General features: G+C 61.6%; 22 protein-coding genes and 2 pseudogenes. 21 read left to right on the forward strand and 3 right to left on the reverse strand.

The window, feature by feature from the left end; genetic code table 11:
* Window positions 1-179: 179 nt before the first annotated feature.
* Complete coding sequence (locus tag ACFJI2_RS27020; protein WP_377702646.1) at window positions 180-869, forward strand: transposase; 690 nt, start codon at window positions 180-182, stop codon at window positions 867-869.
* Between the two features lie 83 nt (window positions 870-952).
* Here the strand turns inward: ACFJI2_RS27020 and ACFJI2_RS27025 are convergent, their stop codons facing one another.
* Both ACFJI2_RS27025 and ACFJI2_RS27030 read right to left on the reverse strand, forming a co-directional pair.
* Entirely contained in the window at window positions 953-1,663 is a 711-nt protein-coding gene (locus ACFJI2_RS27025) for a 5'-methylthioadenosine/adenosylhomocysteine nucleosidase (RefSeq protein WP_377702647.1), read from the reverse strand.
* 504 nt (window positions 1,664-2,167) lie between these two features.
* Entirely contained in the window at window positions 2,168-4,492 is a 2,325-nt protein-coding gene (locus ACFJI2_RS27030; protein WP_377702648.1) for a diguanylate cyclase domain-containing protein, read from the reverse strand.
* A gap of 367 nt (window positions 4,493-4,859) precedes the next feature.
* On the opposite strand from ACFJI2_RS27030, the gene ACFJI2_RS27035 reads away from it, so the two are divergent.
* From ACFJI2_RS27035 to ACFJI2_RS27070, 8 genes and pseudogenes are all read left to right on the forward strand, one after another.
* Entirely contained in the window at window positions 4,860-5,897 is a 1,038-nt protein-coding gene (locus ACFJI2_RS27035) for an NAD(P)H-dependent flavin oxidoreductase (RefSeq protein ID WP_377702649.1), read from the forward strand.
* A gap of 22 nt (window positions 5,898-5,919) precedes the next feature.
* Window positions 5,920-7,552: pseudogene (locus ACFJI2_RS27040) on the forward strand (GMC family oxidoreductase).
* Between the two features lie 140 nt (window positions 7,553-7,692).
* A complete protein-coding gene (locus ACFJI2_RS27045; RefSeq protein ID WP_025595421.1) occupies window positions 7,693-8,463 on the forward strand; it encodes an ABC transporter ATP-binding protein in 771 nt (256 codons plus the stop codon).
* Window positions 8,463-9,170, forward strand: a complete 708-nt coding sequence (locus ACFJI2_RS27050) for an ABC transporter ATP-binding protein (protein WP_132134119.1) — start codon at window positions 8,463-8,465, stop codon at window positions 9,168-9,170. The genes ACFJI2_RS27045 and ACFJI2_RS27050 overlap by 1 nt, the downstream gene beginning before the upstream one ends.
* Window positions 9,171-9,215: 45 nt before the next feature.
* A complete protein-coding gene (locus ACFJI2_RS27055) occupies window positions 9,216-10,424 on the forward strand; it encodes an ABC transporter substrate-binding protein (RefSeq protein ID WP_377702650.1) in 1,209 nt (402 codons plus the stop codon).
* A gap of 86 nt (window positions 10,425-10,510) precedes the next feature.
* The gene (locus tag ACFJI2_RS27060; RefSeq protein WP_107869616.1) at window positions 10,511-11,395 is read left to right on the forward strand and encodes a branched-chain amino acid ABC transporter permease; all 885 of its coding nucleotides are present in this window, start codon (window positions 10,511-10,513) and stop codon (window positions 11,393-11,395) included.
* Window positions 11,396-11,407: 12 nt separating this feature from the next.
* Window positions 11,408-12,379 carry a branched-chain amino acid ABC transporter permease gene (locus tag ACFJI2_RS27065; RefSeq protein ID WP_107869617.1) on the forward strand — a complete coding sequence of 324 codons (972 nt, stop codon included), beginning with the start codon at window positions 11,408-11,410 and terminating at the stop codon, window positions 12,377-12,379.
* A gap of 65 nt (window positions 12,380-12,444) precedes the next feature.
* Window positions 12,445-14,530, forward strand: a pseudogene (locus tag ACFJI2_RS27070) (3-hydroxybutyrate oligomer hydrolase family protein).
* 67 nt (window positions 14,531-14,597) lie between these two features.
* Here the strand turns inward: ACFJI2_RS27070 and ACFJI2_RS27075 are convergent.
* Window positions 14,598-15,764: an iron-containing alcohol dehydrogenase gene (locus ACFJI2_RS27075; protein WP_377702651.1), complete on the reverse strand. Its 1,167-nt coding sequence runs from the start codon at window positions 15,762-15,764 to the stop codon at window positions 14,598-14,600.
* 195 nt (window positions 15,765-15,959) lie between these two features.
* Here ACFJI2_RS27075 and ACFJI2_RS27080 point away from each other — a divergent pair, with 195 nt between their 5' ends.
* The 12 genes from ACFJI2_RS27080 (at window position 15,960) to atpG (ending at window position 26,596) form a co-directional block, all read left to right on the forward strand.
* Window positions 15,960-16,721, forward strand: a complete 762-nt coding sequence (locus ACFJI2_RS27080) for a TSUP family transporter (RefSeq protein WP_107869620.1) — start codon at window positions 15,960-15,962, stop codon at window positions 16,719-16,721.
* A gap of 210 nt (window positions 16,722-16,931) precedes the next feature.
* The gene (mnmG, locus tag ACFJI2_RS27085) at window positions 16,932-18,863 is read left to right on the forward strand and encodes a tRNA uridine-5-carboxymethylaminomethyl(34) synthesis enzyme MnmG (protein WP_025595434.1); all 1,932 of its coding nucleotides are present in this window, start codon (window positions 16,932-16,934) and stop codon (window positions 18,861-18,863) included.
* The gene (gene rsmG, locus ACFJI2_RS27090; RefSeq protein WP_377702652.1) at window positions 18,860-19,504 is read left to right on the forward strand and encodes a 16S rRNA (guanine(527)-N(7))-methyltransferase RsmG; all 645 of its coding nucleotides are present in this window, start codon (window positions 18,860-18,862) and stop codon (window positions 19,502-19,504) included. Before mnmG ends, rsmG begins: the two co-directional genes overlap by 4 nt.
* 96 nt (window positions 19,505-19,600) lie before the next feature.
* Window positions 19,601-20,371, forward strand: coding sequence for a ParA family protein (locus tag ACFJI2_RS27095; RefSeq protein ID WP_025595436.1), 771 nt, complete (start codon window positions 19,601-19,603; stop codon window positions 20,369-20,371).
* Between the two features lie 11 nt (window positions 20,372-20,382).
* Complete coding sequence (locus ACFJI2_RS27100; protein WP_377702653.1) at window positions 20,383-21,270, forward strand: ParB/RepB/Spo0J family partition protein; 888 nt, start codon at window positions 20,383-20,385, stop codon at window positions 21,268-21,270.
* Between the two features lie 205 nt (window positions 21,271-21,475).
* Window positions 21,476-21,844 carry an ATP synthase subunit I gene (locus ACFJI2_RS27105; RefSeq protein WP_025595438.1) on the forward strand — a complete coding sequence of 123 codons (369 nt, stop codon included), beginning with the start codon at window positions 21,476-21,478 and terminating at the stop codon, window positions 21,842-21,844.
* 22 nt (window positions 21,845-21,866) lie between these two features.
* Complete coding sequence (gene atpB, locus ACFJI2_RS27110; RefSeq protein ID WP_025595439.1) at window positions 21,867-22,664, forward strand: F0F1 ATP synthase subunit A; 798 nt, start codon at window positions 21,867-21,869, stop codon at window positions 22,662-22,664.
* A gap of 61 nt (window positions 22,665-22,725) precedes the next feature.
* Complete coding sequence (atpE, locus tag ACFJI2_RS27115) at window positions 22,726-23,001, forward strand: F0F1 ATP synthase subunit C (protein WP_025595441.1); 276 nt, start codon at window positions 22,726-22,728, stop codon at window positions 22,999-23,001.
* A 38-nt stretch (window positions 23,002-23,039) separates the two neighbouring features.
* Window positions 23,040-23,510 carry a F0F1 ATP synthase subunit B gene (locus ACFJI2_RS27120; protein ID WP_025595443.1) on the forward strand — a complete coding sequence of 157 codons (471 nt, stop codon included), beginning with the start codon at window positions 23,040-23,042 and terminating at the stop codon, window positions 23,508-23,510.
* A gap of 2 nt (window positions 23,511-23,512) precedes the next feature.
* Window positions 23,513-24,046 carry a F0F1 ATP synthase subunit delta gene (locus ACFJI2_RS27125; RefSeq protein WP_025595444.1) on the forward strand — a complete coding sequence of 178 codons (534 nt, stop codon included), beginning with the start codon at window positions 23,513-23,515 and terminating at the stop codon, window positions 24,044-24,046.
* A 71-nt stretch (window positions 24,047-24,117) separates the two neighbouring features.
* Window positions 24,118-25,659 (forward strand): F0F1 ATP synthase subunit alpha, encoded by a 1,542-nt coding sequence (atpA, locus tag ACFJI2_RS27130; RefSeq protein WP_025595446.1) that lies wholly within the window; start codon window positions 24,118-24,120, stop codon window positions 25,657-25,659.
* A 61-nt stretch (window positions 25,660-25,720) separates the two neighbouring features.
* Window positions 25,721-26,596, forward strand: a complete 876-nt coding sequence (gene atpG / locus ACFJI2_RS27135) for a F0F1 ATP synthase subunit gamma (protein WP_025595447.1) — start codon at window positions 25,721-25,723, stop codon at window positions 26,594-26,596.
* The last annotated feature ends 25 nt before the right edge of the window (window positions 26,597-26,621 follow it).

The raw sequence follows: 26,621 nt of genomic DNA on the forward strand, positions 1-26,621 counted from the left end.
CCCCGAAGCCAGGCACCCCGCCTGGCTTTTTTTTACCTCCCCGCCCGGCCCCCAAAATGGGGTCCAAAATGGGGTCAGGGTTAATTAATTCGGAAATATTTTCCCAGGGCCATTGCTGAAACTGCGCAGTGCTTGCGCAGCGTCATGGTGCAGTTGCTGTGTTGGTCTAAGCTTCCCGAATGGCCCGCCCACCCCGAATCCAGCTCGATGATGTGCCGCTTCACCTGGTGCAGCGCGGCCACAATCGCGCCGCGTGCTTTTTTGACGACGAGGATTTCGAGTTTTATCTCCATTGGCTGGGCGCAGCCATCGATGAGCACGAATGCGCGCTGCACGCGTATGTGCTCATGACCAACCACGTGCATCTGCTGCTGACGCCGGCTCGCCACGAGTGCGTAGCGAACATTTTCATGTCCATCGGGCGGCGCTACGTGCGCTTCATCAACAAGAAGTATGGCAGGTCGGGCACGCTGTGGGACAGCCGGTACCGTTCCTCGCTGGTGCAGGCAGATGCGTATCTGATGCACTGCTATCGCTACATAGAACTCAATCCGGTGCGCGCACACATGGTCCAGGCTCCCGGCGAATACCGGTGGAGCAGCTTTCGCGCCAACGCGCAGGGCGAGCGTCATCCGCTCATTACACCCCATCCGCTGTTCAGAGGGCTCGGCAAAGGTCTAGACGAGCGCCGCGCAGCGTACCGCGAGCTCTTCGGCCACCATCTTAGCGACGACCTCCTGCACACCATACGCAACGCCCTGAACCACAACAAGCCTGTGGGTAATTCCGACTTTCTCCACAAGGTCGAGGAAATGACCAATCTCTCTTGCGGTATCAACCCTCCAGGCAGACCGCGCTCCCGAAAATAACTAACCCTGACCCCGTTTTTGAAGCAAGGGTTGTGGGTAAGTCCGCAGTTGTGCACAGGCGAAAACTAACCCTGACCCCATTTTCAGGTGGGGATGCAGAAATTTTTGAGGATGCCGTAGGCGTAGCGGGAGGCGACGGTTTGGACGAAGTGCATGAAGTCGACGGCGGCGTCTTCGTTGGCGTTGTCGGAGATGGTGCGGATCACGCTGAAGGGGATGCCAAGCTCGAAGCACACTTGCGCAACCGCTGCGCCTTCCATTTCTACTGCCAGTAATTCGGGCAACGCGTCCTTCAGGGCGGCAATCTGGCTGCGTTTGTTGATGAATTGGTCGCCGCTGGCGATCAGGCCGCGGTGGAATTGGGAGCTGCCGGGCTCGCTTTGCAGGAAATCGCGGGCGGCCGACGATAGCCGGCGCGTCAGTTCGCGGTCGCTGGCGATGTGGGAGAGGCCGGTCAAGGGGATTTCGAAACGCGAAAACAGCGGGCTGGCGTCCATGTCGTGCTGGACCAGGCTGTCAGCCACCACGATATCGCCGACCCTGACGCCGACATCGCCGCTCCCGGCAACGCCGGTGAAGACGATGTGGGTAACTCCAAACTTTTCCACAAGGATGCTGGCAGTCATTGCAGCGGCTACTTTGCCTATGCGGGACAGCACGCAGACAGTATCGACGTTCCACAGCTTGCCTGCAGTGTAGCCGCGCATGCCGTAGCTGGCCTTCACTGGGCTTTCCATGGCTTCGATCAGTCCGTTTTGTTCTTCAGCGAGTGCGCTGATGATGCCAAGACGCATTTTTCCTCCGTTTTTTCCGCTTCGCGTGTTTTTATAGGTTTACAACAAAAATATATATAAAAAATAGTAGTAGATAGTAAACCGGCCTTTTTCTGTGGATAAGTCTGTTAACAGGCTAAGAATCAGGGGTTTACGGCGTTTACAAGCCGCTGAACAAGCATTGTATCTAGGCAGGACGACTTCTGGACAAGATTTTCGCTGTGCAGAACTGGGGTGTTTACGCACAAGTCGTCCTGTGGATATGCAGGACCTTATCCACAATCTGGCTTTTTTCATGTTTTTTTGGTCTGCAGTCCTTTGCTGCCCAATCCGCGGCTTCTTTAGTTTGTTAACTAAAGCTTTTATATAAAATGATAGTAATAGTAAACGTCCAGTTCGCTGTGGATAACTAGCTTAACGCCTTCAAAATCATGGATTTAGAGAAAAGATAAGGTGCTGGACAAACGTTGTACCAGTTGAGGGGTAAAACTTGGATAAATGTAGAGCAGTGGACTATCCGCTTCCTTACTCACATCTCGTCCTGTGGATATCCATGGACTTATCAACAGGCACGCAGGTCGAGTAGTAGTGGTAGCGGTTGCGCCCTTGCTGTTTGGCCCAGTACATGGCTTGGTCGGCGTTTTTCAACAGGATTTCGGGGTCGGTGGCGTCCTCCGGGTAGAGCGCAATGCCGATGCTGGCTGAAATGTGGACGATTTCCTGGCCCAGTTTGAATGGCGCCGCCAGGCTGGTGAGGATTTGCTGGGCGATTCGCTGCACATCGCTACAGTCTTTCAGCTCGCCCAGGATGACGGTGAACTCGTCCCCGCCCAGCCGGGACACAGTGTCGGTGCCGCGCACGCAGTGGCTGAACCGTTCTGCCACTTCTTTCAGCAGGATGTCGCCCATGGCGTGGCCCAAGGTGTCGTTGACGGCCTTGAAGCCGTCCAGGTCGATGAACACCAGCGCCATCGGCAGGCCGGTGCGGTCGGCTTTCTTCATTTCCTGCCGCATTCTTTCCTGGAACATGCGGCGGTTGGGCAGGCTGGTCAGGGCGTCGAAATTGGCCTGGCGCCAGATCAACTCTTCGGTGGCTTTTTTCTTCGTGATGTCGCAAAACAGCGCGACGCGCCGGTAGGCCTTGCCGTTTTCGTCGAACACGGCGTTGAAGCGCAGCGATACCAGGTAGTGTTCGCCCTGCTTGTTCTGGTGCCAGACTTCGCCTTCCCATTGGCCGCTCTCGCGCAGCGCCTGATGCATCTTGCGGAAAAATTCCTGGTCCTGCAGGCCGGAGGTCAGTTCGTAAGCGAAGTGGCCTTTCACTTCGTCTTCCGTGTAGCCGCTCATGCGAGAGAAAGCGGGGTTGACGGACAGGATTTTGCCGTCCACGTCCGTCACCATCATGCCTTCGCTACTGTTTTGGTACATCAGGCCGGCCAATTTCAGGTTTTCTTCGCTCGCGCGCCGGGCGGTGACGTCTTCGGCCATGACGAACAGGCCGCGCACTGGTCCGTCGGCGCCGTAATCGGGGACGTAGGTGATGCCGTCCCAGCGCAGGCCGTCCCTGGTCTGCAGCGGGCGCTCGAAATAGACGATCCGGCCGGCCAGGGCCTTGTCCAGGTGGGGTTTGGAGAGCGCGTACGCGGCCGGACCCACCACTTCTTCCACTTTGCGGCCCAGCGCGCCGCCGCGCGACAGGCCGAACACTTCGTCGAAGCGACGGTTGGTGAAGGTGTAGCGTTCGTCGCGGTCGATGTAGGTGATCAGGATGGGCAGGTTGTCGGCGATCAGGCGCAGCCTTTCTTCGCTGGCCGACAGCTTGGCTTCCATCTCGCGGCTCGATCCGTACAGCTGGCGGTAGCGCAGTTCGCGCTCTTCGAGCCTGGCATAGGATTTGAGCGCGAACATGCCGCTAAGCAGTATCAGCGCCAGCAGCGAAATCAACCCCGCGCTGCCGACGATGAAAGTGGGGCTGGCGAACCAGACCGCGTCTTTGTCGGTGCCGCCGACCACAATGATGAGCGGCAGCTTGTCCAGGGACCGGTAGCTGAATAGCCGGGAGACTTTGTCCACCTGGCTGGGCGTGCGGAACGTGCCGACGGGGCCATTTTTCAGGGCGGAAAACAGTACGCCGCGCGACAGGTCCAGGTTGTAGGCTTCTTCAAACTTGGGAGCGCGGGCGATGATGCGGCCGTTGTGGTGGACCAGGGTGATAGAGACGTCGTCGGTAATGCGGGAATTTTCAAACACTTCGGCAAAACGGACGGCGTCCAGCGGGGCGACGATGACGCCCAGGAACTGGCCGTCCTTGCTTTCCACCCTGCGGCTCAGGTAAAACAATTTCAGTTTCGACACTTTGCCGACAGTGGGGCCGCCTATGAAGAGCTGGTGCGGCGAGGTACTGTTTTTGTGGAACTGGAAGTAGTCGCGGTCGCTGTAGTCGACGCCTTTGATGGGCAGCTGGTTGGACGTGGCCACGCCTTTGCCGTTGGCGTCGATAAAGCTGATCCAGAAATCGTGGGTAAACGAGCTGCTGCGCGAGGAAAGCAGGGTGGAGATGGTGTCGGCCGGGCTATCTGGGGGGAGTACTTTGATGGCGTTGGAGAATCCGATCAGCGACAAGTCGGCAAACTGGATGGCGTACAGCACGTGCGCTTCCATGGCGCGGGCGAAGTGCTGGGTCTGGCGGCGCAAGCCGGCTTCGCGGTCGACATAGGATGCGTGCAGTTGCCAGGCGACTACGGCAATGGCGATCAGCGCCATGGTCAGCAAGCCGGACAGCAAGCGCTGGCGGAAGCGCAAGTATGCTTGGGAGCGGACGATTTCCGTTTTTTTGCTCTGTTTGGCCACGGTAACTCCGGCTCTCGGCTGGGTATGCGCTGCCTTTTCAGTATAGTTGCAAGCAGCAAGTTGGTGAGAATCAAATTTTCGAGTCGCCAACATTCGTTGCGGATGTGTCGCAGTTTTCGCCTTTGGTTTACTTTAAAGCTGTGTATACAAAATAATAGTAGTTGTTAACGTCGCCACTTTTCTGTGGATAACCGGGTTAACTGGATTAGAATCAGTCGTTTGCGTCTTGTACAACGCGGCGCGTAAACGGTGTACGGCGGAAGGACTGTATCTGGACAATTTTTGGCGTCCGGGTTTCGCTTTTGCTTACTCACAAACCATGCCTGTGGATATCCAGATAGTTATCAACAGGCGCCAGGAGGCTGTCATGGAGTTGCTGTCCCTGTTTTCCCATCCCATCATCCAAGGCCCAATGGCCGGCGGCAGCAATACGCCGGAGCTGGTTGCGGCCGTGTCGAATGCCGGCGCGCTGGGTTCGCTGGCCGGGTCGCTGCTGTCGCCCGATACCTTGCGCAGCCAGGTGGCGGCCATCCGCGCGCTGACCGACCAGCCGTTTTTGATCAATTTCTTCGTCCAGGGCATGCCTGCGCCGGCGGCGGACGACGTGGAGCGCGCCAAAGAGCTGTTGAAACCGGTGTACCAGGCGCTGGGCTGGGACGAGCTGCCCACGCCCGCCAAGTGGTGCGAGAGTTTTGCCGCGCAGTTTGAAACCTTGCTGGAATTGCGGCCGGCCGTGGCGAGTTTCACGTTCGATATCCTCAGCCCGGACCAGGTGGCTCGTTTGCACGCGGCCGGCATTGCCGTGATCGGCACGGTGACGACGATTGCGGAGGCGCTGGCCTGGCAGGCGGCGGGCGCGGATGCGGTGGTGGCGTCCGGCGTGGAGGCGGGCGGGCATCGCGGCACTTTCATCGGTGCGCAGACGGATGCCACGCTGAGCACTTTCGAGCTGCTGCCGGCGGTGGTGGCGGCGGTGCGCCTACCGGTGATCGCGGCCGGCGGCATCATGGACGGCAAGGATATCCGGCGCGCGCTGGCAGCCGGCGCCAAGGCGGTACAAATGGGCACGGCTTTCCTGGTGACTAACGAATCCGGCATTCATCCGGCCTACAAGCAGGCCTTGCTGACGGCGGGCGATCGCCCGACCCGGCAGACGCGGGCTTTTTCCGGCCGTTATGCGCGCGGGCTGGAAAACCGCTTCATGCAGATGATGGCGGACGTGGAGTTGCAGGTGCCGGCCTACCCGGTGCAGAACGCGCTGACCGGCAGCATCCGCAGCGAGGCGGCGCGGCGCGGCGACACCGAGTGGATGTCGCTGTGGTGCGGCAGCAGCGTCAACCGGGCGCGCGGCATGCCGGCGGGACGGCTGGTGGAAACCCTGGTCAAGGAAATGCAAGCAGTCTGATCTACCCTTTCAGGAGTGGCCTTTGGAATCTGCAGGACAGTTCGACTACATCATCATCGGCGCCGGCACTGCCGGCTGTGTTCTCGCCAACCGCCTCACGCGCGATAAAGACGTGCAAGTGCTGCTGATCGAGGCCGGCGGCAGGGACGATTACCTGTGGATACATATCCCTGTGGGTTATCTGCACTGCATCAACAATCCCCGCACGGACTGGCTGTACCGCACCGAGGCCGACCCCGGCCTGGACGGGCGCAGCCTGATTTATCCGCGCGGCAAAGTGCTGGGCGGCAGTTCGTCCATCAACGGCATGATTTATATGCGCGGCCAGTCCGGCGACTACGACCGCTGGGCCGAAGTCTGCGGCGACGACAGCTGGCGCTGGGATGCGGTGCTGCCGCTGTTCCGCAAGAGCGAGGACCACCACGGCGGCGCCAACGATTTCCACGGCGCGGGCGGCGAATGGCGTGTGGAAAAGCAGCGCCTGTCCTGGCAGATCCTGGATGCGTTCCGCGACGCGGCCGAGCAGACCGGCATTCCCAAGGTGGACGATTTCAACCGCGGCGACAACCTGGGCTGCGGCTATTTCGAGGTGAACCAGAAGCGCGGCATCCGCTGGAACACGGCTAAGGCGTTCCTGAAGGCGGCCACCAACCGCCCCAACCTGACCTTGATGACCGGCTGCCATGTGGAGAAGCTGCTGGTGGAGCAGGGCGAGCAGGGGCCGGTGTGCAAGGGCGTGCAGTTCACGGGCGGCGGCACGCAGTGGCAGGCGCACGCCACGCGCGAAACCATCCTGGCGGCCGGCTCGGTCGGTTCGCCGCAGCTGCTGCAGCTGTCAGGCATCGGGCCGGCGGGCATGCTGCATGAGCTGGGCATTCAGCCGGTGGCCGATTTGCCGGGCGTAGGCGCCAATCTGCAAGACCATTTGCAGCTGCGCATGGTGTTCAAAGTGAACGGCGTGAAGACGTTGAACGTGCTGGCCAGCAATTGGTTCGGCAGGATGCGCATCGGTATGGAATACGCGCTGTTCCAGAGCGGACCGATGTCGATGGCGCCGTCCCAGCTGGGCGCCTTCGCGCGCTCGGACGCTGCCCAGGCCACGCCCAACCTGCAATACCACGTGCAGCCGCTGTCGCTGGAAAAGTTCGGCGACCCGCTGCACGCGTTTCCCGCGTTTTACGGCCAGCGTGTGCAATCTGCGTCCCACGTCGCGCGGCCATGTGCGCATTGCCAGCGCGGATTCTTATGCGCCGCCCAAGATTACGCCGATGTATCTGAGCACGCCGGAAGACCGCCAGGTGGCGGCCGACGCGCTCAAGCTGACGCGCCGCATTGCCGCCGCGCCTGCTTTGGCGCCATACCAGCCGCAGGAATTCAAGCCCGGCCCGGCGTTCCAGACCGACGAGGAATTGGCGGCGGCGGCCGGCGCCATCGGCACCACCATCTTCCACCCGGTGGGAACTTGCCGCATGGGACGAAAAAACGACACTTCGGCCGTGGTCGACAGCGAATTGCGTGTGCGCGGTGTAGCTGGACTACGGGTGGCGGACGCCTCCGTGATGCCCTTTATCACTTCCGGTAATACCAACTCGCCGACCATCATGATCGCGGAGAAAGCCGCACAGATGATACGTTCCAGCTGGAAATCCGCCTGATCTTTGTGCTAAATCAAACCGCAGAGCTTGTAGCCAAACTTGCTATCTTGATGGTATTTATACTGTATTGTTCACGATTTTTTTTGTGTGTATGATCGGTTGGAAATTTGGCAGTTTATAAAGAATAATCAGGAGATACGATGTCAAACTTCATCTTGGAAACAAGAAATTTGACCAAAGAATTCAAGGGTTTCACTGCTGTTAACGACGTGAATTTAAAGGTCCAGCGCGGCCACATCCACGCCTTGATCGGTCCCAACGGGGCCGGCAAAACCACCTGCTTCAACCTGCTGACCAAGTTCCTGGTGCCGACCTCGGGCCAGATCCTGTTTAACGGCAAGGACATCACGGCCGCCAAGCCCGCGCACATCGCGCGCATGGGTGTGATCCGCTCCTTCCAGATTTCCGCTGTCTTTCCGCACCTGACGGTGCTGCAGAACGTGCGCATCGGCCTGCAGCGCCAGCTGGGCACCACCTTCCATTTCTGGCAGAGCGAACGCTCGCTGGACCAGCTCAACGCGCGCGCCATGGCATTGCTGGCCGAGGTGGATCTGACCGAGTTCGCCGACACCGTGACGGTGGACATGCCGTACGGCCGCAAGCGCGCGCTGGAGATCGCCACCACCCTGGCCATGGAGCCGGAGCTGATGCTGCTGGACGAACCGACCCAGGGCATGGGCCACGAGGACGTGCACCGCGTAACCGAGCTGATCAAGAAGGTATCGGCCGGCCGCACCATTTTGATGGTGGAACACAATATGAACGTGGTATCGGGTATTTGCGACAAGATTTCGGTGCTGCAGCGCGGCGCCATGCTGGCCGAAGGCAGCTATGCCGAGGTGTCGAAGAACCCGCAGGTAATGGAAGCCTATATGGGCACCGAAGCGACCGAACTGGTGGGAGCGCACTGATGGCGGCCGCTCTGGAAATCAGCAATCTGCAGGCGTGGTACGGCGAATCGCATATCCTGCACAACGTGAACATCTCGGTGCAGCCGGGCGAGGTGGTGACCTTGCTGGGCCGTAACGGCGCCGGCCGCACCACCACCCTGCGCGCCATCATGGGCCTGACCGGCGCGCGCAAGGGCTCGATCAAGGTAAACGGCGTGGAAGCCATCGAGCTGCCGACCCACAAGGTGGCGCACCTGGGCATCGGCTACTGCCCCGAGGAGCGCGGCATTTTCGCGTCGCTGTCGACCGAGGAAAACCTGCTGCTGCCGCCGCAGCTGGCCACCGGCGAGAAGGGCATGCCGATCGAGGAAATCTACGCCATGTTCCCCAACCTGGAGGAACGCAAGCACAGCCAGGGCACGCGGCTGTCGGGCGGCGAGCAGCAGATGCTGGCGGTGGCGCGCATCCTGCGCACCGGCGCGCGCCTGCTGCTGCTGGACGAGATTTCCGAAGGCCTGGCGCCGGTCATCGTGCAGGGCCTGGCGCGCATGATCACCACCCTGAAAGCGAAGGGCTACACCATCGTCATGGTGGAACAGAATTTCCGCTTCGCCGCTCCGTTGGCGGACCGGTTTTACGTGATGGAGCATGGTCAGATCGTCGAGACCTTTGCTGCATCCGAGTTGAGCGCAAAGATGCCGGTGTTGACCGAACTGCTTGGTGTCTGAATTTTTACCGTACCACTACAAAACCTTTAGGACGGAGACAAAAAAATGAAACTCAAAACTATCGCCACCGCAACCGCAGCAGTTTGCGCCCTGGGCCTGGCCTGCGGCGCGCAAGCCCAGGTGTCCGGCGACACCATCAAGATCGGCTTCATCACCGACATGTCCGGCCTGTATTCCGATATCGACGGCCTGGGCGGCGCGGAAGCGATCAAGATGGCGATCGCCGATGCCGGCGTGGTCATCGCCGGCAAGAAAGTTGAATTCATCTCCGCCGACCACCAGAACAAGGCCGACATCGCCGCCTCCAAGGCGCGCGAATGGTTCGACCAGCAGGGCGTGGACCTGCTGATCGGCGGCACCAACTCGGGCGCCAACCTGGCCATGGCCAAGGTGGCGGGCGAGAAGAAGAAGATCTTCATCTCGATCGGCGCCGGTTCGGCCCGCCTGACCAACGAGGAATGCACGCCGTACACCGTGCACTACGCCTACGACACCGTGGCGCTGGCGCGCGGCACCGGCGGCGCCATCGCCAAGCAGGGCGGCAAGAACTGGTACTTCATGACCGCCGACTACGCCTTCGGCGCGTCGCTGGAAAAGGATACCGCCGACGTGGTAAAGGCGGCCGGCGGCAAGGTGCTGGGCAGTGTGAAGCATCCGCTGTCGGCGTCCGACTTCTCGTCCTTCCTGCTGCAGGCGCAGTCGTCCGGCGCGCAGATTCTGGGCCTGGCCAACGCGGGCGGCGACGCCATCAACTCCATCAAGGCGGCCAACGAGTTCGGCATCACCAAGAAGATGAAGCTGGCCGGCCTGCTGATCTTCATCAACGACATCCACTCGCTGGGCCTGAACACCACCCAGGGCATGTACCTGACCGACGGCTGGTACTGGGACCTGAACCCGGACACCCGCGCCTGGTCCAAGCGCTACTTCGAGAAGATGAAGAAGGAGCCGTCCATGCTGCAGGCGGCCGACTACTCGGCCACCGCCAACTACCTGAAGGCGGTGAAGGCGGTCGGCACCGACGATTCGGACAAGGTGATGGCGCAGCTGAAGAAAACGCCGATCAATGACATGTTCGCCAAGGGCGGCGTGATCCGCCAGGACGGCCGCATGGTGCACGATATGTACTTGATGGAAGTGAAGAAGCCGTCGGAATGGAAATACCCTTGGGATTACTACAAGGTGGTGGCCACCATTCCCGGCGACCAGGCTTATGTGACCAAGGCCGAAACCAAGTGCGCGCTCTGGAAGTAATCCTGTAGCGCGCCTGCGCCGCGTGCATGGCGGGTTGGTCCGGAGGACGCAACCCGCCCTACCTCTCTCCTGGAAAATTAGTAGATATGGATATATTCGGCGTCCCCCTGCCTGCAATGATGAGCCAGCTGCTGCTGGGCCTCGTCAACGGTTCCTTCTATGCCATGCTGTCGCTGGGCCTGGCCGTGATCTTCGGCCTGCTCAACGTCATCAATTTTTCGCACGGCGCCCTGTACATGATGGGCGCCTTCCTGGCTTGGATGGGCATGACCTATTTCGGCCTGAATTACTGGGCCATGCTGGCGCTGGCGCCCATCGTGGTCGGCCTGTTCGGCATCATCATTGAAAAAACCATGCTGCGCTGGCTCTACAAGCTGGACCACCTGTACGGCCTGCTGCTGACCTTCGGCATCACGCTGGTGGTGGAGGGCGTGTTCCGCTCGTTCTACGGCGTGTCCGGCCAGCCGTTCGAGACGCCGGCGCTGCTGCAGGGCGCCACCGACCTGGGCTTCATGTTCCTGCCGAACTACCGCGGCTTCGTGGTGGTCGCCTCGCTCACCGTGTGCCTGGCCACCTGGTACGTGATCGAGAAAACCAAGCTCGGCTCCTACCTGCGCGCCGGCACCGAGAACCCCAAGCTGGTGGAGGCGTTCGGCGTCAACGTGCCGCTGATGGTGACCCTGACCTACGGCTTCGGCGTGGCGCTGGCCGGCTTTGCCGGCGTGCTGGCCGCGCCCATCATCCAGGTCTCGCCGCTGATGGGCTCGAACCTGATTATCGTCGTGTTCGCCGTGGTGGTGATCGGCGGCATGGGTTCCATCATGGGCTCCATCCTGACCGGCCTGGCGCTGGGCGTGATCGAGGGCATGACCCGCGTGTTCTACCCCGAAGGCTCGGCCGTCGTGGTGTTCGTGGTGATGGTCATCGTGCTGCTGCTGCGCCCGGCCGGCCTGTTCGGCAAAGAGAAATAAGAGGAAGCATCCATGAATAAAAACATAGGCTATGCCATCGCCTTGGCCATTGCGCTGGCCGCGCCCTTCGTCGGCTATCCGGTGTTCCTGATGAAGCTGCTGTGCTTCTCGCTGTTCGCCTGCGCCTTCAACCTGCTGATCGGTTTCACCGGCCTGCTGTCGTTCGGCCACGCCGCCTTCTTCGGCGGCGCCGGCTACCTGGCCGGCTACGCGCTGCGCGACCTGGGCTGGCCGTTCGAGCTGGGCCTGCTGGCCGGCGTCGTGGGCGCCGCGCTGATCGGCCTCGTGATGGGCAGCCTGGCGATCCGCCGCCAGGGCATCTATTTCTCGATGATCACGCTGGCGCTGGCGCAGATGGTGTACTTCGGTGCGCTGCGCGCGCCCTTCACGGGCGGCGAGGACGGCCTGCAGGGCGTTCCACGTGGAAAACTGTTCGGCGCCATCGACCTGGCCAACGACACCGTGCTGTACTTTGTGGTGCTGGCCATCTGCGTAGCCGGCTTTGCGCTCATCGTGCGCACCGTGCATTCGCCCTTCGGCCAGGTGCTCAAGGCCATCAAGGAAAACGAGCCGCGCGCCATCTCGCTGGGCTACGACGTGGACAAGTACAAGCTGATGGCCTTCGTGCTGTCGGCCGCGCTGGCCGGCCTGGCCGGCGCCACCAAGACCGTGGTGCTGGGCTTTGAAACGCTGACCGACGTGCACTGGACCATGTCCGGCCTGGTCATCCTGATGACCCTGGTGGGCGGCATGGGCACGCTGGCCGGCCCGATACTGGGCGCGCTCATCATCATCATGCTGGAAAACAAGCTGGGCGACATCGGCACCTTCCTGGCGCGCAATACCGGCGTGGAATGGTTCAACACCTTGGGCGAAGCGGTCAGCATGGTGACCGGGCTGATCTTCGTGGCCTGCGTGCTGTTGTTCCGGCGCGGAATTGTCGGGGAAATCGTGGCGCGCTTCGATCGCAAGAAGCCAGCCTGAACAAGCAGAAGCGCCGGACTCGTCCGGCGTTTTTTTTCACTTCTAACTTGCAAGACGGAGGAGACATGACCAAAAACAATATCCGCACCGCCAAACTACTCAGGCTGACCGCGCTGGCCGCTGCCGTGGCGACGCTGGCCTCCTGCGGCGACAGCAGCAACGGGCCGGAAGAACTGAACGTGCTGCCGTCCTACCTGGGCACGGTGACCAGCACCAGTTACGACGGGAACTCGGACGACCTGCTGACGGCGGGCCTGGGCCGCACCGGCCTGGCCGCCGCCGCCGCCCCCCAGTTACGCCGACCCGCTGAAGCCCACCGCCGCCGAACTTCGCCGCAACGCCATCTACGCCAATTACCGCGCCGTGCTCGACATCAGCGCCAACAGCGGCTACGGCACCCTGTATGGCCCCAACGTGAATGCCGCCGGCGTGCCCGGCGCGGGCGAGGGCAAGGTGGCCGGCACCGAATACATCGCCTACGCCGACGACGGCACCGGCAAGCAGAACGTGACGCTGATGGTGCAGGTGCCGGCCACCTTCGACCCGGTCAATCCCTGCATCGTCACCGGCACCTCGAGCGGCTCGCGTGGCATCTACGGCGCCATCGGCAGCGCCGGCGAGTGGGGCCTGAAGAACAATTGTGCCGTGGCCTACGCGGACAAGGGCAGCGGCACCGGCCTCTACACCTTCGAGGACGACAGCGTGAACCTGCAGAACGGCCAGCGCGCCACGCGCACCACGGCCGGCAAGAACGCCAATTTCGCGCCGGCCATCAGCGAGGCCGAGCGCGCCGCCTTCGCCGCCAGCAATCCGGGCCGCGTCGCCTTCAAGCACGCGCATTCGCAGCTGAATCCGGAAAAGGACTGGGGCAAGGTCACGCTGCAGGCGGTGGAATTCGCCTACTACGTGCTCAACGAGCGCTACGGCCAGCTGGCGTCGGACGGCAAGAGCCACCTGGTGCGCCTGACCCCGAAAAACAGCGTGGCGATTGCTTCCAGCATCTCCAACGGCGCCGGCGCCGCCCTGCTGGCTGCCGAGCAGGACACCAAGGGCCTTATCAGCGGCGTGGCGGCCACCGAACCGCAAATCCAGCCCAGGACAGCCACCGGCTACTCCGTGCGCCTTGGCGGGGCTCCTGTGCCTTCCCAGGGCAAGGCGCTGTTCGACTACTCCACTTTTGCCGCGCTGTACCAGCCGTGCCTGGCCGAAGTGGCGGCCGGCGGCCGCTGCAGCGCGCTGGCCGCCAAGGGCCTGCTGACCGGCGCCAGCCTGGCGGACCAGCAGAGCGACGCCAAGGCGCGCCTGAAGGCCTACGGCTGGAACGCGGAAGCCGAAGTGCTGCAGGCCGCGCACGCCGGCACCAACATCCTGGTGGCGGTCACCTATGCGTACGCTTACGGCAAGTTCAGTGCGCTCGACAAGGTGTGCGGCTTTACCTTCGCGGGCGTGGACGCCACCGGCGCCCCGGCCGCCATGACGGCGGCCGTCAAGGCCTCCAGCTTCGCCACCCAGAACGGCATCATCGGCAGCGTGATCTATGAAAATTCGGTAGGCGGCGCCAAGGCGTACAACCTGGGCGTATCGCCGTCGACCAATGCGCCCGACCAGTCGCTGGACGGTTTCCTGTGCCTGCGTTCGCTGGCCACCGGCACCAATCCGGTCACCGGCGCCGCGCTGACAGGCACGCTGGCGGACCAGAGCGCGCGCGTGAAGGCGGGCATCGCGGAAGTGCTGGCCAGCGGCAACTTGAAGGGCAAGCCGGCCGTGATCGTGGCCGGGCGCAGCGACGCGCTAATCCCGGTCAACCACGCCTCGCGCGCCTACCTGGGCCTGAACGCAACGGTGGAGGGCAGTGCCAGCAAGCTGCGCTATATCGAAGTGACCAACGCCAACCACTTCGACTCCTTCTCCAACGCCTTGCCGGGCAACGTGGTGCCGCTGCACCTGTACCTGTTCCGCGCGCTCGATGCGGTGTACGCCAACCTGCGCAATCCGGCCGGGGCGCCGCTGCCGCCGTCGCAAGTGGTGCGCACCACCACGCGCGCCAGCAACGCAGTGCCGATCACGGTCGCCAACCTGCCGCCGATCGCCGCCTCCGCCGGTGCCAACGCCATCACCGCCACCAGCACCACGGTGGACGTGCCGAACTAAGCCCCAGCTAAGCCGGCTGTCTGCAACTCTCCTGCCGCGGCAGGAGAGTTGTTCCAAAACACTTCCCTCACAATGCAGCGGCGTAAATGGCGCGCGCGTCGTCGCGTGTCAGCTCGCGCGGGTTATTCCCCAGCAAACGGGTTTGCAGCATGGCGTCGTCCGCCAGTCGGTCCAGGTCGCGCTCCGCGATGCCGACTTGCTGCAGGGTGCGCTCTATCCCCGACATGGCGGCGATCTGCTGCATTGCAACAACGAGCGCCTCCGCCCGCGCCTCCACCGACCCCGCCGCGTGCGGCACCACGATGGCCGCCAGTTCCGCATACAGCGGCGCCGCCGCCGGCGCGTTGAAGCGCAGCACGTGCGGCAGCACGAGTGAATTCGACAGCCCGTGCGGCACATGGAAGATGCCGCCGATGGGATAGGCCAGCGCGTGCACCGCCGCCACCGGCGCGTTGGAAAACGCCTGCCCCGCCAGCATCGCCCCGAGCAGCATGGCCTGGCGCGCAGCCAGGTTCTTGCCGTTCTCGCAGGCCGGGATCACATTGCGCGACAACAGTCCCAGCGCCTGTCGCGCCAGCATGTCGGACAGCGGGTTCTTCTTGTGGCGGCTGGTGTAGGCCTCGATCGCATGCACCATCGCGTCGATGCCGGTGGCGGCGGTCACCATGGCGGGCAAGCCCATGGTCAGCTCCGCATCCAGGATGGCCAGGTCCGCATACAGCTGCGGCGCCACCACGCCCATCTTGGTGGTTTCGCCGGTGGTGACGATGGCGATGTTGGTGACTTCCGAACCGGTGCCCGCCGTGGTTGGTATCTGCACCAGCGGCAAGCGCGACCCCTGCACATTGCCGATGCCGTAGATGGCCGACAGCGGCTGCTCGCTGCCCGCCAGCACGGCGATCAGCTTGGCCACGTCCATCGAACTGCCGCCGCCCAGGCCGATGACCACATCCGCCTCATGCGCGCGCGCGGCAGCCACAGCCGCCAGCACCACCTGCTCCGGCGGATCGGCCACCACATCCGAATGGATTTGCACGTGGAACCCGGCCGCCGCCAGGCTATCGGCGGGCGCCTGCACCAGCCCGGTTTTCAGGAAGCCCGGATCGGTCACCAACAGCGCGCGCTGCGCCGACGGAAAGCGGGCGCGCACATGCTCCCCCAATTTCCGGGCCGCGCCCAGTTCAGAAACGATATGCGGAACGGTACTGAAAGCGAAAGCAGGAAAGTCATTCATGGCGAGGTCGGCTGTTAGCTGGCGAAGAATGTTGGCATTCCAGCTTACACCAAAATCTGCCGAGCTGAGCCGCATTCGGGGACTCGGCGTCCCCGTCAGACTTCGAATGAGGCAGAGGCCGGCTGGCGGCGGGCGGCGATAGGGTTTCTTACGTACAATGATGGGCTTCTTTGTTTGCGCGAGCGGTGGCGGGTGATGGTCGATTATCTGGTGTTGGGTGTGGCGGCGTTTTCGGCTGGGCTGGTCGATGCGGTGGTGGGCGGGGGAGGGTTGATACAGATCCCTGCGATTTTCTCGGTGTTTCCGACGACGGCGCCGGCCACGCTGCTGGGCACGAACAAGATGGCGTCCATCTTCGGTACCGCTGCCGCTGCCGTCAATTATGCGCGCCGGGTCCGCATCGCCTGGTCGACCGCGGCGCCGGCTTCGCTCGCGGCGCTGGTGTTTGCTTTCCTGGGCGCGTACACCGTGACTCGCATCCCGGCGGACTTCATGCGCAGCCTGCTGCCTGCCGTGCTGGTCGCGGTGGCGGCGTACACGTTCTGGAAGAAGGACTTGGGCAGTGTCCATGCGCCGCTGCACAGCGGCCTGCGCGAGCAGGTGTGGGCGGTGATCATCGGCGCGGCCATCGGCTTCTATGACGGCTTTTTCGGGCCGGGCACCGGCAGCTTCCTGGTGTTCCTGTTCGTGCGCTTCTTCGGCTTCGACTTCCTGGCCGCGTCCGCCGTGGCCAAGGTGGTTAACGTGGCGTGCAACTTTGCGGCGCTGGTGTGGTTCGGCTACAGCGGCCACCTGATCTGGCAGCTGGGCCTGATGATGGCCGTGTGCCAGGTATGTGGCTCCATCCTCGGCACCAAGCTGGCGCTGAAGCACGGCAGCGGTTTCGTGCGCCGCCTGTTCCTGGTGGTGGTGACGATACTGATCTTCAAGACGGGGTATGACGCGTTTCTGAAGTGATTGTTCCACGTGGAACAGTGGATGAGGGCGCTGAGGCGCCCTTTTTTGCGCCTCTTTTCGCCCATTTTTATGCTGATCCGCACGCCTGGTCCGCGCAAGTAGCAGTGTTCCACGTGGAACAATTTGCTAAATTTTCTGCCTAAAAAAGTCGCAGCAGCAAAAAGACTCTATAATCTGATCTCATTCCTCGCATTCACCCCAATACCAAAAATGTTATTTCCTACCCAATTCGACGTCATCGTCGTCGGTGGCGGTCATGCCGGCACCGAGGCGGCCCTCGCTTCTGCCCGCATGGGCCAGAAGACGCTCTTGCTGACGCACAACATAGAGACGCTGGGCCAGATGTCGTGCAACCCTTCCATCGGCGGCATCGGCAAAGGCCACCTGGTCAAGGAAGTCGACGCGATGGGCGGCGCCATGGCGATTGCCACCGACGAGGCGGGCATCCAGTTCCGCATCCTGAATTCCTCCAAAGGCCCTGCCGTGCGCGCCACCCGCGCCCAGGCCGACCGCATCCTGTACAAGCAGGCCATCCGCTCGCGCCTGGAAAACCAGCCCAACCTGTGGCTGTTCCAGCAGGCTGTGGACGACCTGATGGTGGAGGGCGACCGCGTGGTGGGCGCCGTCACCCAGATCGGCCTGAAGTTCCTGGCGCCAGCCGTGGTGCTGACCGCCGGCACTTTCCTGGACGGGAAGATCCACGTCGGGCTGCAGAACTACTCGGCCGGCCGCGCCGGCGACCCCCCTGCGATCTCGCTGTCGGCCCGCCTGAAGGAGCTGAAGTTGCCGCAGGGGCGCCTGAAAACCGGCACGCCGCCGCGCATCGACGGCCGCAGCATCGACCTGTCGGCCATGACCGAGCAGCCGGGCGACCTGGACCCGGTGCCGGTGTTTTCCGTCATGGGCACCACCGCCATGCACCCGCGCCAGATGCCGTGCTGGGTGACGCACACCAACACGAAAACGCACGACATCATCCGCGCCGGCCTGGACCGCAGCCCGATGTACACCGGCGTCATCGAGGGTGTCGGCCCGCGCTATTGCCCGTCCATCGAGGACAAGATTCACCGCTTCTCGTCCAAGGAATCGCACCAGATTTTCCTGGAGCCGGAAGGCTTGACGACCAATGAATTCTATCCAAACGGCATCTCCACCAGCCTGCCGTTCGACGTGCAGATCGAGCTGGTGCGCTCGATGAAGGGCATGGAAAACGCCCACATCCTGCGCCCTGGCTACGCCATCGAATACGACTATTTCGACCCGCGCGGCCTGAAGGCGTCGCTGGAAACCAAGGCGGTGGGCGGGCTGTACTTCGCCGGCCAGATCAACGGCACCACAGGCTACGAAGAGGCTGCCGCGCAGGGCATGCTGGCCGGCATCAACGCCGCGCTGCAGACCCAGGGCAAGGAAGCCTGGACCCCGGCGCGCTCGGAAGCCTACCTGGGCGTGCTGGTGGACGACCTTGTCACGCAGGGCGTGCAGGAGCCGTACCGCATGTTTACCAGCCGCGCGGAGTACCGCTTGAGCCTGCGCGAGGATAACGCGGACATGCGCCTGACCGAGATCGGCCGCAAGCTGGGCGTGGTCGGCGACGCGCAGTGGGAAGCCTTCGACCGCAAGCGCGAAGCGGTGGCGAAGGAGCTGGAGCGCCTGCGTTCCACGTGGGTGAACCCGCGCATCCTGGCTGCGGACGAGTCCGAACGCGTGATCGGCCAGGCCATCGAGCGCGAGTATTCGCTGGCCGATCTGCTGCGCCGTCCGGGCGTGGCCTACGACAAGCTGATGACCATGTCCGGCATCGAAGGCCAGGCCCTGGCCGGCCCCGGCGTGGACGACGCGGCGGTGCAGGAACAGGTGGAAATCCAGCTCAAATATTCGGGCTATATCGACCGCCAGAGCAAGGAAGTGGAGCGCCACGAGCACTACGAAAACCTGAAACTGCCGGACGGTTTCAACTATCTGGACATCACGGCCCTGTCGGTGGAGGTGCGCCAGAAGCTGAACGCGCAGCGCCCGGAGACCCTGGGCCAGGCGTCGCGCATCTCGGGCGTGACCCCGGCGGCCATCTCGCTGCTGCTGGTGCACCTGAAAAAGACCGGTTTTGGCGGGTTCGTGAACTTGAAAGATGAGGCTGTGCAATGAAGTTTTTCGACCGTGCAGCATTGGCCGAAGTGTTGAACAAGGGCGTGGCGGAACTGGCTTTGGAGCTGTCCGCCGCGCAGCAGGAGCAGCTGCTGGATTACCTGGCGCTGCTGAACAAGTGGAATAGCGTCTACAACCTGACCTCGGTGCGCGATCCGATGCAGATGATGACGCTGCATTTGCTGGACTCGCTGGCCGCCGTGCCGGCGTTCGCAGGTGCGCAGAACGTGCTGGACGTGGGGGCGGGCGGTGGCCTGCCGGGCGTGGTGCTGGCGATTTCGAAACCGGACATGAAGCTGTCCATGATCGATACCGTGCACAAGAAAACCGCCTTCCTGACGCAGGTGAAGGCGGAGCTGGGCCTGGCCAACGTGACCGTGTACACAAAGAAGGTGCAGGAGCTGGAGGTGAAGCAGCCGTTCGACGTGATCACGTCGCGCGCCTTTGCCGACCTGAGCGACTTCGTGAACTGGTCCGGGCATCTGCTGGCGGAGGGCGGCCGTTTCATCGCCCTGAAGGGCACGGCGCCGCAGGACGAGCGCGAGCGCCTGCCGGAGCCGTGGAAAGTGGAGCGGCTGCAAGCCCTGAAAGTGCCGGGGCTGGACGCGGAACGCCACCTGGTTTTCATCAGCCGCCAATAAATATATAAACGGTATAAATCATTTATACCGTATAAACCAAATAAACTATATAAACGATTTATACCGTATAAACGAAACTCAGCATAAGAAGAATACATGGCCAAAATTTTTTGTGTAGCGAATCAAAAGGGCGGCGTGGGCAAGACCACCACCACGGTCAACCTGTCCGCCGGACTGGCCAAACTGAACCAGCGCGTATTGCTGGTGGACCTGGACCCGCAGGGCAACGCCACGATGGGCGCAGGCATCAACAAGGCCGGCCTTGCAGCGTCGACCTATGAAGTGCTGCTGGGCCAGTCGGACGTGGCCACGGCGCGCCAGCGTTCGGAGGCAGGGCGCTTCGACGTGCTGCCGTCCAATCGCGAGCTGGCCGGCGCCGAAGTGGAGATGGTGGAGCTGGACAACCGCGAGCGCCGCCTGAAGGATGCGCTGGCGGCGGTGGACAAGGAGTACGACTTCATCCTGATCGACTGCCCGCCCGCGCTGTCCATGCTCACGCTGAACGGCCTGTGCGCCGCGCACGGCGTGATCATTCCGATGCAGTGCGAGTACTACGCGCTCGAAGGCCTGTCGGACCTGGTGAACACCATCAAGAAGGTGCACGCCAACCTGAATCCGGACCTGAAGATCATCGGCCTGCTGCGCGTGATGTTCGATCCGCGCATGACGCTGTCGCAGCAGGTGTCGGCGCAGCTGGAGCAGCACTTCGGCGACAAGGTCTTCAAGACCATCATCCCGCGCAATGTGCGCCTGGCCGAAGCGCCGTCGTACGGCATGCCGGGAGTGACCTTCGATCCATCCTCCAAGGGCGCGCAGGCGTACATCGCCTTCGGCGCGGAGATGGTCAAGCGCATCAAGAAGATGTAACAGGATAAATTATGGCAACCAAGAAACTTAAAGGCCTGGGACGCGGCCTGGACGCCCTGTTGGGCGGCGACGGCGATCCATCCAACCCGGCATCGAACGGCAGTGCGCCAACCGAGCTGGCCGTAGCGCACATGCAAGCGGGCAAATACCAGCCGCGCACCCGCATGGACGAGGGCGGCCTGGCCGAGTTGGCCGCCTCGATCAAGACCCAGGGCATCATGCAGCCCATCCTGGTGCGGCCAATCGCGCCGGCCAAGGGCAGCGCGGTCAAATATGAAATCATCGCCGGCGAACGCCGTTTCCGCGCGGCGCAGCTGGCCGGCCTGGAAAACGTGCCGGTGCTGGTGCGCGAAGTGGACGACAAGACCGCCGCCGCCATGGCGCTGATCGAGAACATCCAGCGCGAGGACCTGAACCCGCTGGAAGAGGCGCAGGGCATCCAGCGCCTGATCACCGACTTCGACTTCACCCACGAGCAGGCGGCCACGGCGGTCGGCCGTTCGCGCAGCGCTGTTTCCAATCTGTTAAGGCTGATCAACCTGGCCGCCCCGGTGCAGACCATGCTGATGGCCGGCGACATCGACATGGGCCACGCCCGCGCCTTGCTGGCGGTGGACGCCGCCACCCAGATCACGCTGGCCAATGTTGTCGTAGCGAAACGCCTGTCGGTGCGCGAGACGGAAAAGCTGGTGCAGCGCGCGCAGGAGGAGCAATCCGAGCAGGCGCAGCGCAAGCAGAAGGACAAGTCCGGCGACATCCTGCGCCTGGAGGAAGAACTGGCCGATTTGCTGGCCACGCCGGTGGTGTTCAAGATGGGCAGCAAGGGCCGCGGCCAGATGGTGATCGATTTCGCCGACCTGGACGTGCTGGATGGCTTGCTAACCCGTTTGCGCGGTTAGGTAACCAAAAGTCGTGGTAATGTTGACACAATGATAGCGCACCCAGCGTGCGCTATCTTGGTGCAAATTTCTCAAAACGGCGTCAAAACCGTATCTTTCTTGCTCAAACTGCCATGTTGCGGCGCACCATGTTTGACCAAACTAAGCAATTCCTAATATAATCCCGTGTCTTTAGGTGTATACGCTTTCTCTGGGAACCCGGCAAGTGAGTGATTTTTTTCAGCGCATTGCCTCTCCGGTGTTTAAAGTTGTTGCCTTGCAGTTCACAATCGCCACGTTTTTTTCCGCCGCCACGGCTTACTTTGGCAGCGTTGAGAGAGGCTGGTCTGCCGCTTTAGGCGGAGGTATCGCAGTCATCGGGAGCCTGGTGTACGCGATGATTGTCGCGGGCGGAACGAATGACGCCAAGAAAGCATTCCGGACGCATTTTCGCGCCGAAATGGTTAAAGTTTTCATAACGGCAGCGCTGTTCATTACTGCGCTGGTACTGTTCTCGTCGGCCGCATGGTTATGGCTGATCATAGGTTTCGCGGTAGCGACCCTGGCTTACTGGTTCGCGCTGCTAGCAGTTTAATTAACAAAATCTGACAAACATTATGACCACTGAACACGGGGGCCACGCGGCTCCGGCTAACGCCACAGAGTACATTCAGCACCACTTGTCGCACCTGCGCAACGCGGATAACACCATCAACCTGGATACGTTCTGGGTTTCGGCGCTTCTGGGCCTGGTGTTCCTGGGCATCTTCTACATGGCGGCCCGCCGCGCTACCCCTGGCGTGCCAGGCAAGCTGCAGAATTTCGTTGAATGGGTCATGGAACTGGTCAACGACACCGTCAATTCCGCTTTCCACGCCAAGAGCAAGGTTATCGCGCCGCTGGCCATCACCATCTTCGTGTGGGTATGGCTGATGAACGCGATGGACTTCCTGCCGGTTGACCTGCTGCCGAAAGTGCTGGAATTCTTCGGCGTCTACAAGCTGCGCGTGGTGCCGACCGCCGACGTGAACCACACCTTCGGCATGTCGTTCTCGGTGCTGCTGTGCATTATCGCTTTCTCCATCAAGGCCAAGGGCGTTGGTGGCTGGACCAAAGAACTGTTTACCGCGCCGTTCCACGCGCATGGCGCCATGGCCATCGTGCTGGCCCCGGTGAACTTCATCTTCCAAATGATCGAGCTGGTGGCGAAGCCTATTTCGCTGGCACTGCGACTGTTCGGCAATATGTATGCCGGCGAACTGATTTTCATTCTGATCGCGTTGTTGCCTTGGTGGGCGCAGTGGCTGTTGGGTGGTCCATGGGCAATCTTCCACATTCTGATTGTAACTCTGCAAGCTTTTGTGTTTATGGCGTTGACGGTTGTGTATCTGGCCCTTGCGGTTGAGAAGCATTAATCAGCAACTTTCTATTTGTTTTTTTAGTATCTTTCGTTTTTTTTAAATTTAGGAGAATTTTATGCAAGCTCTGATCGCACAAGTACAAAGCATGACCGTTCTGGCCGTAGCCATCATCGTAGGTCTGGCCGCTATCGGCACCGCACTGGGCTTCGCTATCCTGGGCGGCAAATTCCTGGAAGCTTCGGCTCGCCAGCCAGAACTGATGCCACAACTGCAAACCAAGCTGTTCGTTATCGCTGGTCTGCTGGATGCGATCTCCATGATTGGCGTTGGTGTTGCTCTGCTGTTCACCTTCAACAACCCATTCCTGACCGCTGTTCTGGCTGCTCACTAATCTTCGCTTCAAGCGGGGAAACTTTTTAGGAGCAAGGTATGGACATTAATATGTCGCTCATCGGCCAGATGATCACCTTCGGGGTGCTCGTATGGTTCTCGATGAAATTCGTTTTCCCAGCGTTGAACACCACGCTGGACGAGCGTGCCAAGCGTATCGCCGATGGTCTGGCTGCGGCCGACCAAGGCAAGGCGTCGATGGAAATCGCTGAAAAGCGTGCTTCCGAAGCCCTGTCCTCCGCCCGCGACGAAGCTGCCCAGCGCGTCGCGGACGCCGAGAAGCGTGCGCAACTGGTGGCTGAAGAAATCAAGGCCAACGCCAAAGCCGAAGCGGACCGCATCATTGCGCAAGCCAAGGCCGAAGCCGAGCAGCAAGTTACCCAGGCCCGCGAAGCTCTGCGCGCCCAGGTAGCCGACCTGGCGGTCAAAGGTGCCGAGCAGATCTTGAAGCGTGAAGTCACCGCGTCGGCCCACGCCGACCTGCTGGCCCGCCTCGCGACTGAGCTGTAATCATGGCTGAACTCGCAACCGTCGCCCGTCCCTACGCGGAAGCCCTCTTCCGCGTAGCCCAAGCCGGCAACCTCGCGCAGTGGTCCGATCTGGTGTCCGAACTGGCCCAGATCGGCGGCAACGCCGATGTGCTGGACTATGCCCGCAATCCGAAAGTTTCGGAAAGCGATGTCGCTGCCACCATTCAGTCCCTGGTGAAATCGCCGCTGACCGCGGAAGCGAACAACTTCCTCGGCATGCTGGTCGCCAACAATCGTATCGAATTGCTGCCTGAAATCGGCGCCCAATTCCAGCTGTTGAAAAACAGCGCGGAAGGTGCGGCGGATGCCGAGATCACGAGCGCGTTCGACATGAGCGCCGCCCAGGTTTCCGAGCTGGTCGCCACGCTGGAAAAGAAATTCAGCCGCAAGCTCAACCCGAGCGTAACCGTAGATCCATCGTTGATCGGTGGCGTGCGCGTGGTCGTCGGTGACGAAGTGCTCGACACTTCGGTCCGCGCCAGGCTGCAGCAGATGCGCGTCGCGCTGGTCGCTTAAGATCCGCTGGCCGCTACGGCAGACCAAATATACCCTCGCGCAAGCGGAGAGAACTACATTTAGGAGTTAGTATGCAACTCAACCCATCTGAAATCAGCGAGCTGATCAAGAGCCGGATCCAAGGCATTGATGGCGGCGCTGAAGTGCGCAATCAAGGCACGGTTATTTCCGTAGCCGACGGTATCTGCCGCATCCACGGTCTGTCGGACGTAATGCAAGGCGAGATGCTGGAATTCCCGGGCAATACCTTCGGCCTGGCCATGAACCTGGAGCGCGACTCCGTCGGCGCCGTGATTCTGGGTGCTTACGAGCACATCTCGGAAGGCGACACGGTCAAGTGCACCGGCCGCATCCTGGAAGTGCCAGTCGGTCCTGAACTGCGCGGCCGCGTGGTCAACGCCCTGGGCCAGCCGATCGACGGCAAAGGTCCGGTCGATGCCAAGCTGACCTCGCCTATCGAAAAGATCGCACCGGGCGTGATCGCCCGCGAATCCGTGTCGCAGCCTATGCAGACCGGCCTGAAGTCGATCGACGCGATGGTGCCAATTGGCCGTGGCCAGCGTGAGCTGATCATTGGCGACCGCCAGACTGGTAAGTCGGCGGTGGCGGTTGATGCGATCATCAACCAAAAAGGCCAGGGCATGACTTGCATCTACGTTGCAATCGGCCAGAAAGCTTCCACCATCAAGAACATCGTGCGTTCCCTGGAACAGCACGGCGCGATGGAGTACACCATCGTCGTGGCTGCAACCGCGTCCGAATCGGCAGCGATGCAGTACATCTCGGCCTACTCCGGCTGCACCATGGGCGAATACTTCCGCGACCGCGGCGAAGACGCGCTGATCGTGTACGATGACCTGTCCAAGCAAGCAGTTGCCTACCGTCAGATCTCCCTGCTGCTGCGCCGCCCACCAGGCCGCGAAGCGTACCCAGGCGACGTGTTCTACCTGCACTCCCGTCTGCTGGAACGCGCAGCGCGCGTGAACGCCGACTACGTCGAAGCCTTCACCGGCGGCGCCGTCAAAGGCAAGACCGGCTCGCTGACCGCGCTGCCTATCATCGAAACCCAGGCTGGCGACGTTTCGGCGTTCGTGCCAACCAACGTGATTTCGATTACCGACGGCCAGATCTTCCTGGAAACCTCGCTGTTCAACTCCGGTATCCGTCCTGCGATTAACGCGGGTATCTCGGTATCGCGCGTTGGTGGCGCCGCCCAGACCAAGGTCATCAAAAACCTGTCCGGCGGTATCCGTACCGACTTGGCGCAGTACCGTGAACTGGCTGCGTTCGCGCAGTTCGCTTCCGACCTGGACGAATCGACCCGCAAGCAGCTGGACCGCGGCGCGCGCGTGACCGAACTGCTGAAGCAGGCTCAGTACTCGCCGCTGTCGATTTCCCTGATGGGCGCATCCCTGTTCGCAGTGAACAAGGGCTTCCTGGACGACGTGGCAGTGAAGAAAGTGCTGCCATTCGAAGCCGGCCTGCACGCCTACCTGAAGACCAAGCAAGCTGCTCTGCTGGCCAAGATCGAAGAAACCAAGCAACTGGACAAAGACGGCGAAGCTGCCCTGTCGGCCGCCATTGCTGATTTCAAAAAATCCGGCGCATTTTAAGCGGCACGGCGGCCGGGGTCACGACCCCGGGCCGCCTTCAGCGCAGAAGGAGTAAGGACTCATGGCAGTAGGCAAAGAGATACGTGGCAAGATCAAAAGCGTAGAGAATACGAAGAAGATCACCAAGGCGATGGAAATGGTCGCCGCATCGAAAATGCGCAAGGCGCAGGATCGCATGCGCGCCGCCCGTCCCTACAGTGACAAGGTTCGTAATATCGCCGCTAATCTGGCAACCGCCAACCCTGAATACACGCACCCGTTCCTGGCGCAAGCCCAGGGAACCGAAGCGAAGGCAGTGGGCTTCATCATCGTCACGACCGACAAGGGTCTGTGCGGTGGCCTGAACACCAACGTGCTGCGCATGGTGACGGCGAAAACGCGCGAGCTGGAAACGGCCGGCGTCAAGGTTGAAGCGGTAGCCATCGGTAACAAAGGTTTGGGGTTCTTGAATCGGGTTGGCGTTCCTGTCGTGGCGCAAGCGACGCAGATCGGCGACACGCCGCACCTGGACAAATTGATCGGACCTGTGAAGGTCATGCTCGAGAAGTTCACGGAAGGCAAACTCGACGCAGTGTACCTGTGCTATACCAAGTTCATCAACACGATGAAGCAAGAGCCGCAAGTGCAGCAGCTGCTGCCGCTGACGGCGGACAACATCACGGCCGACAAAGGTAGCCACAAGTGGGACTACATTTACGAGCCGGATGCAGCGACCGTGATTGACGAACTGCTGGAGCGCTACATTGAAGCGCTGGTATACCAGGCGGTGGCGGAAAACCTGGCGTCCGAGCAATCGGCCCGCATGGTGGCGATGAAAGCCGCCAGCGACAACGCAGGTAGCGTCATCGGTGAACTGAAGCTGATCTATAACAAGACGCGTCAGGCTGCGATTACCAAAGAACTCTCCGAAATCGTTGCCGGTGCGGCTGCGGTTTAAACGAATTTAACTATATTTGAAGGAA

Origin of the sequence: Pseudoduganella sp. UC29_71 (assembly GCF_042693265.1) — a bacterium.
Taxonomy (GTDB): Bacteria; Pseudomonadota; Gammaproteobacteria; order Burkholderiales; family Burkholderiaceae_D; genus Rugamonas.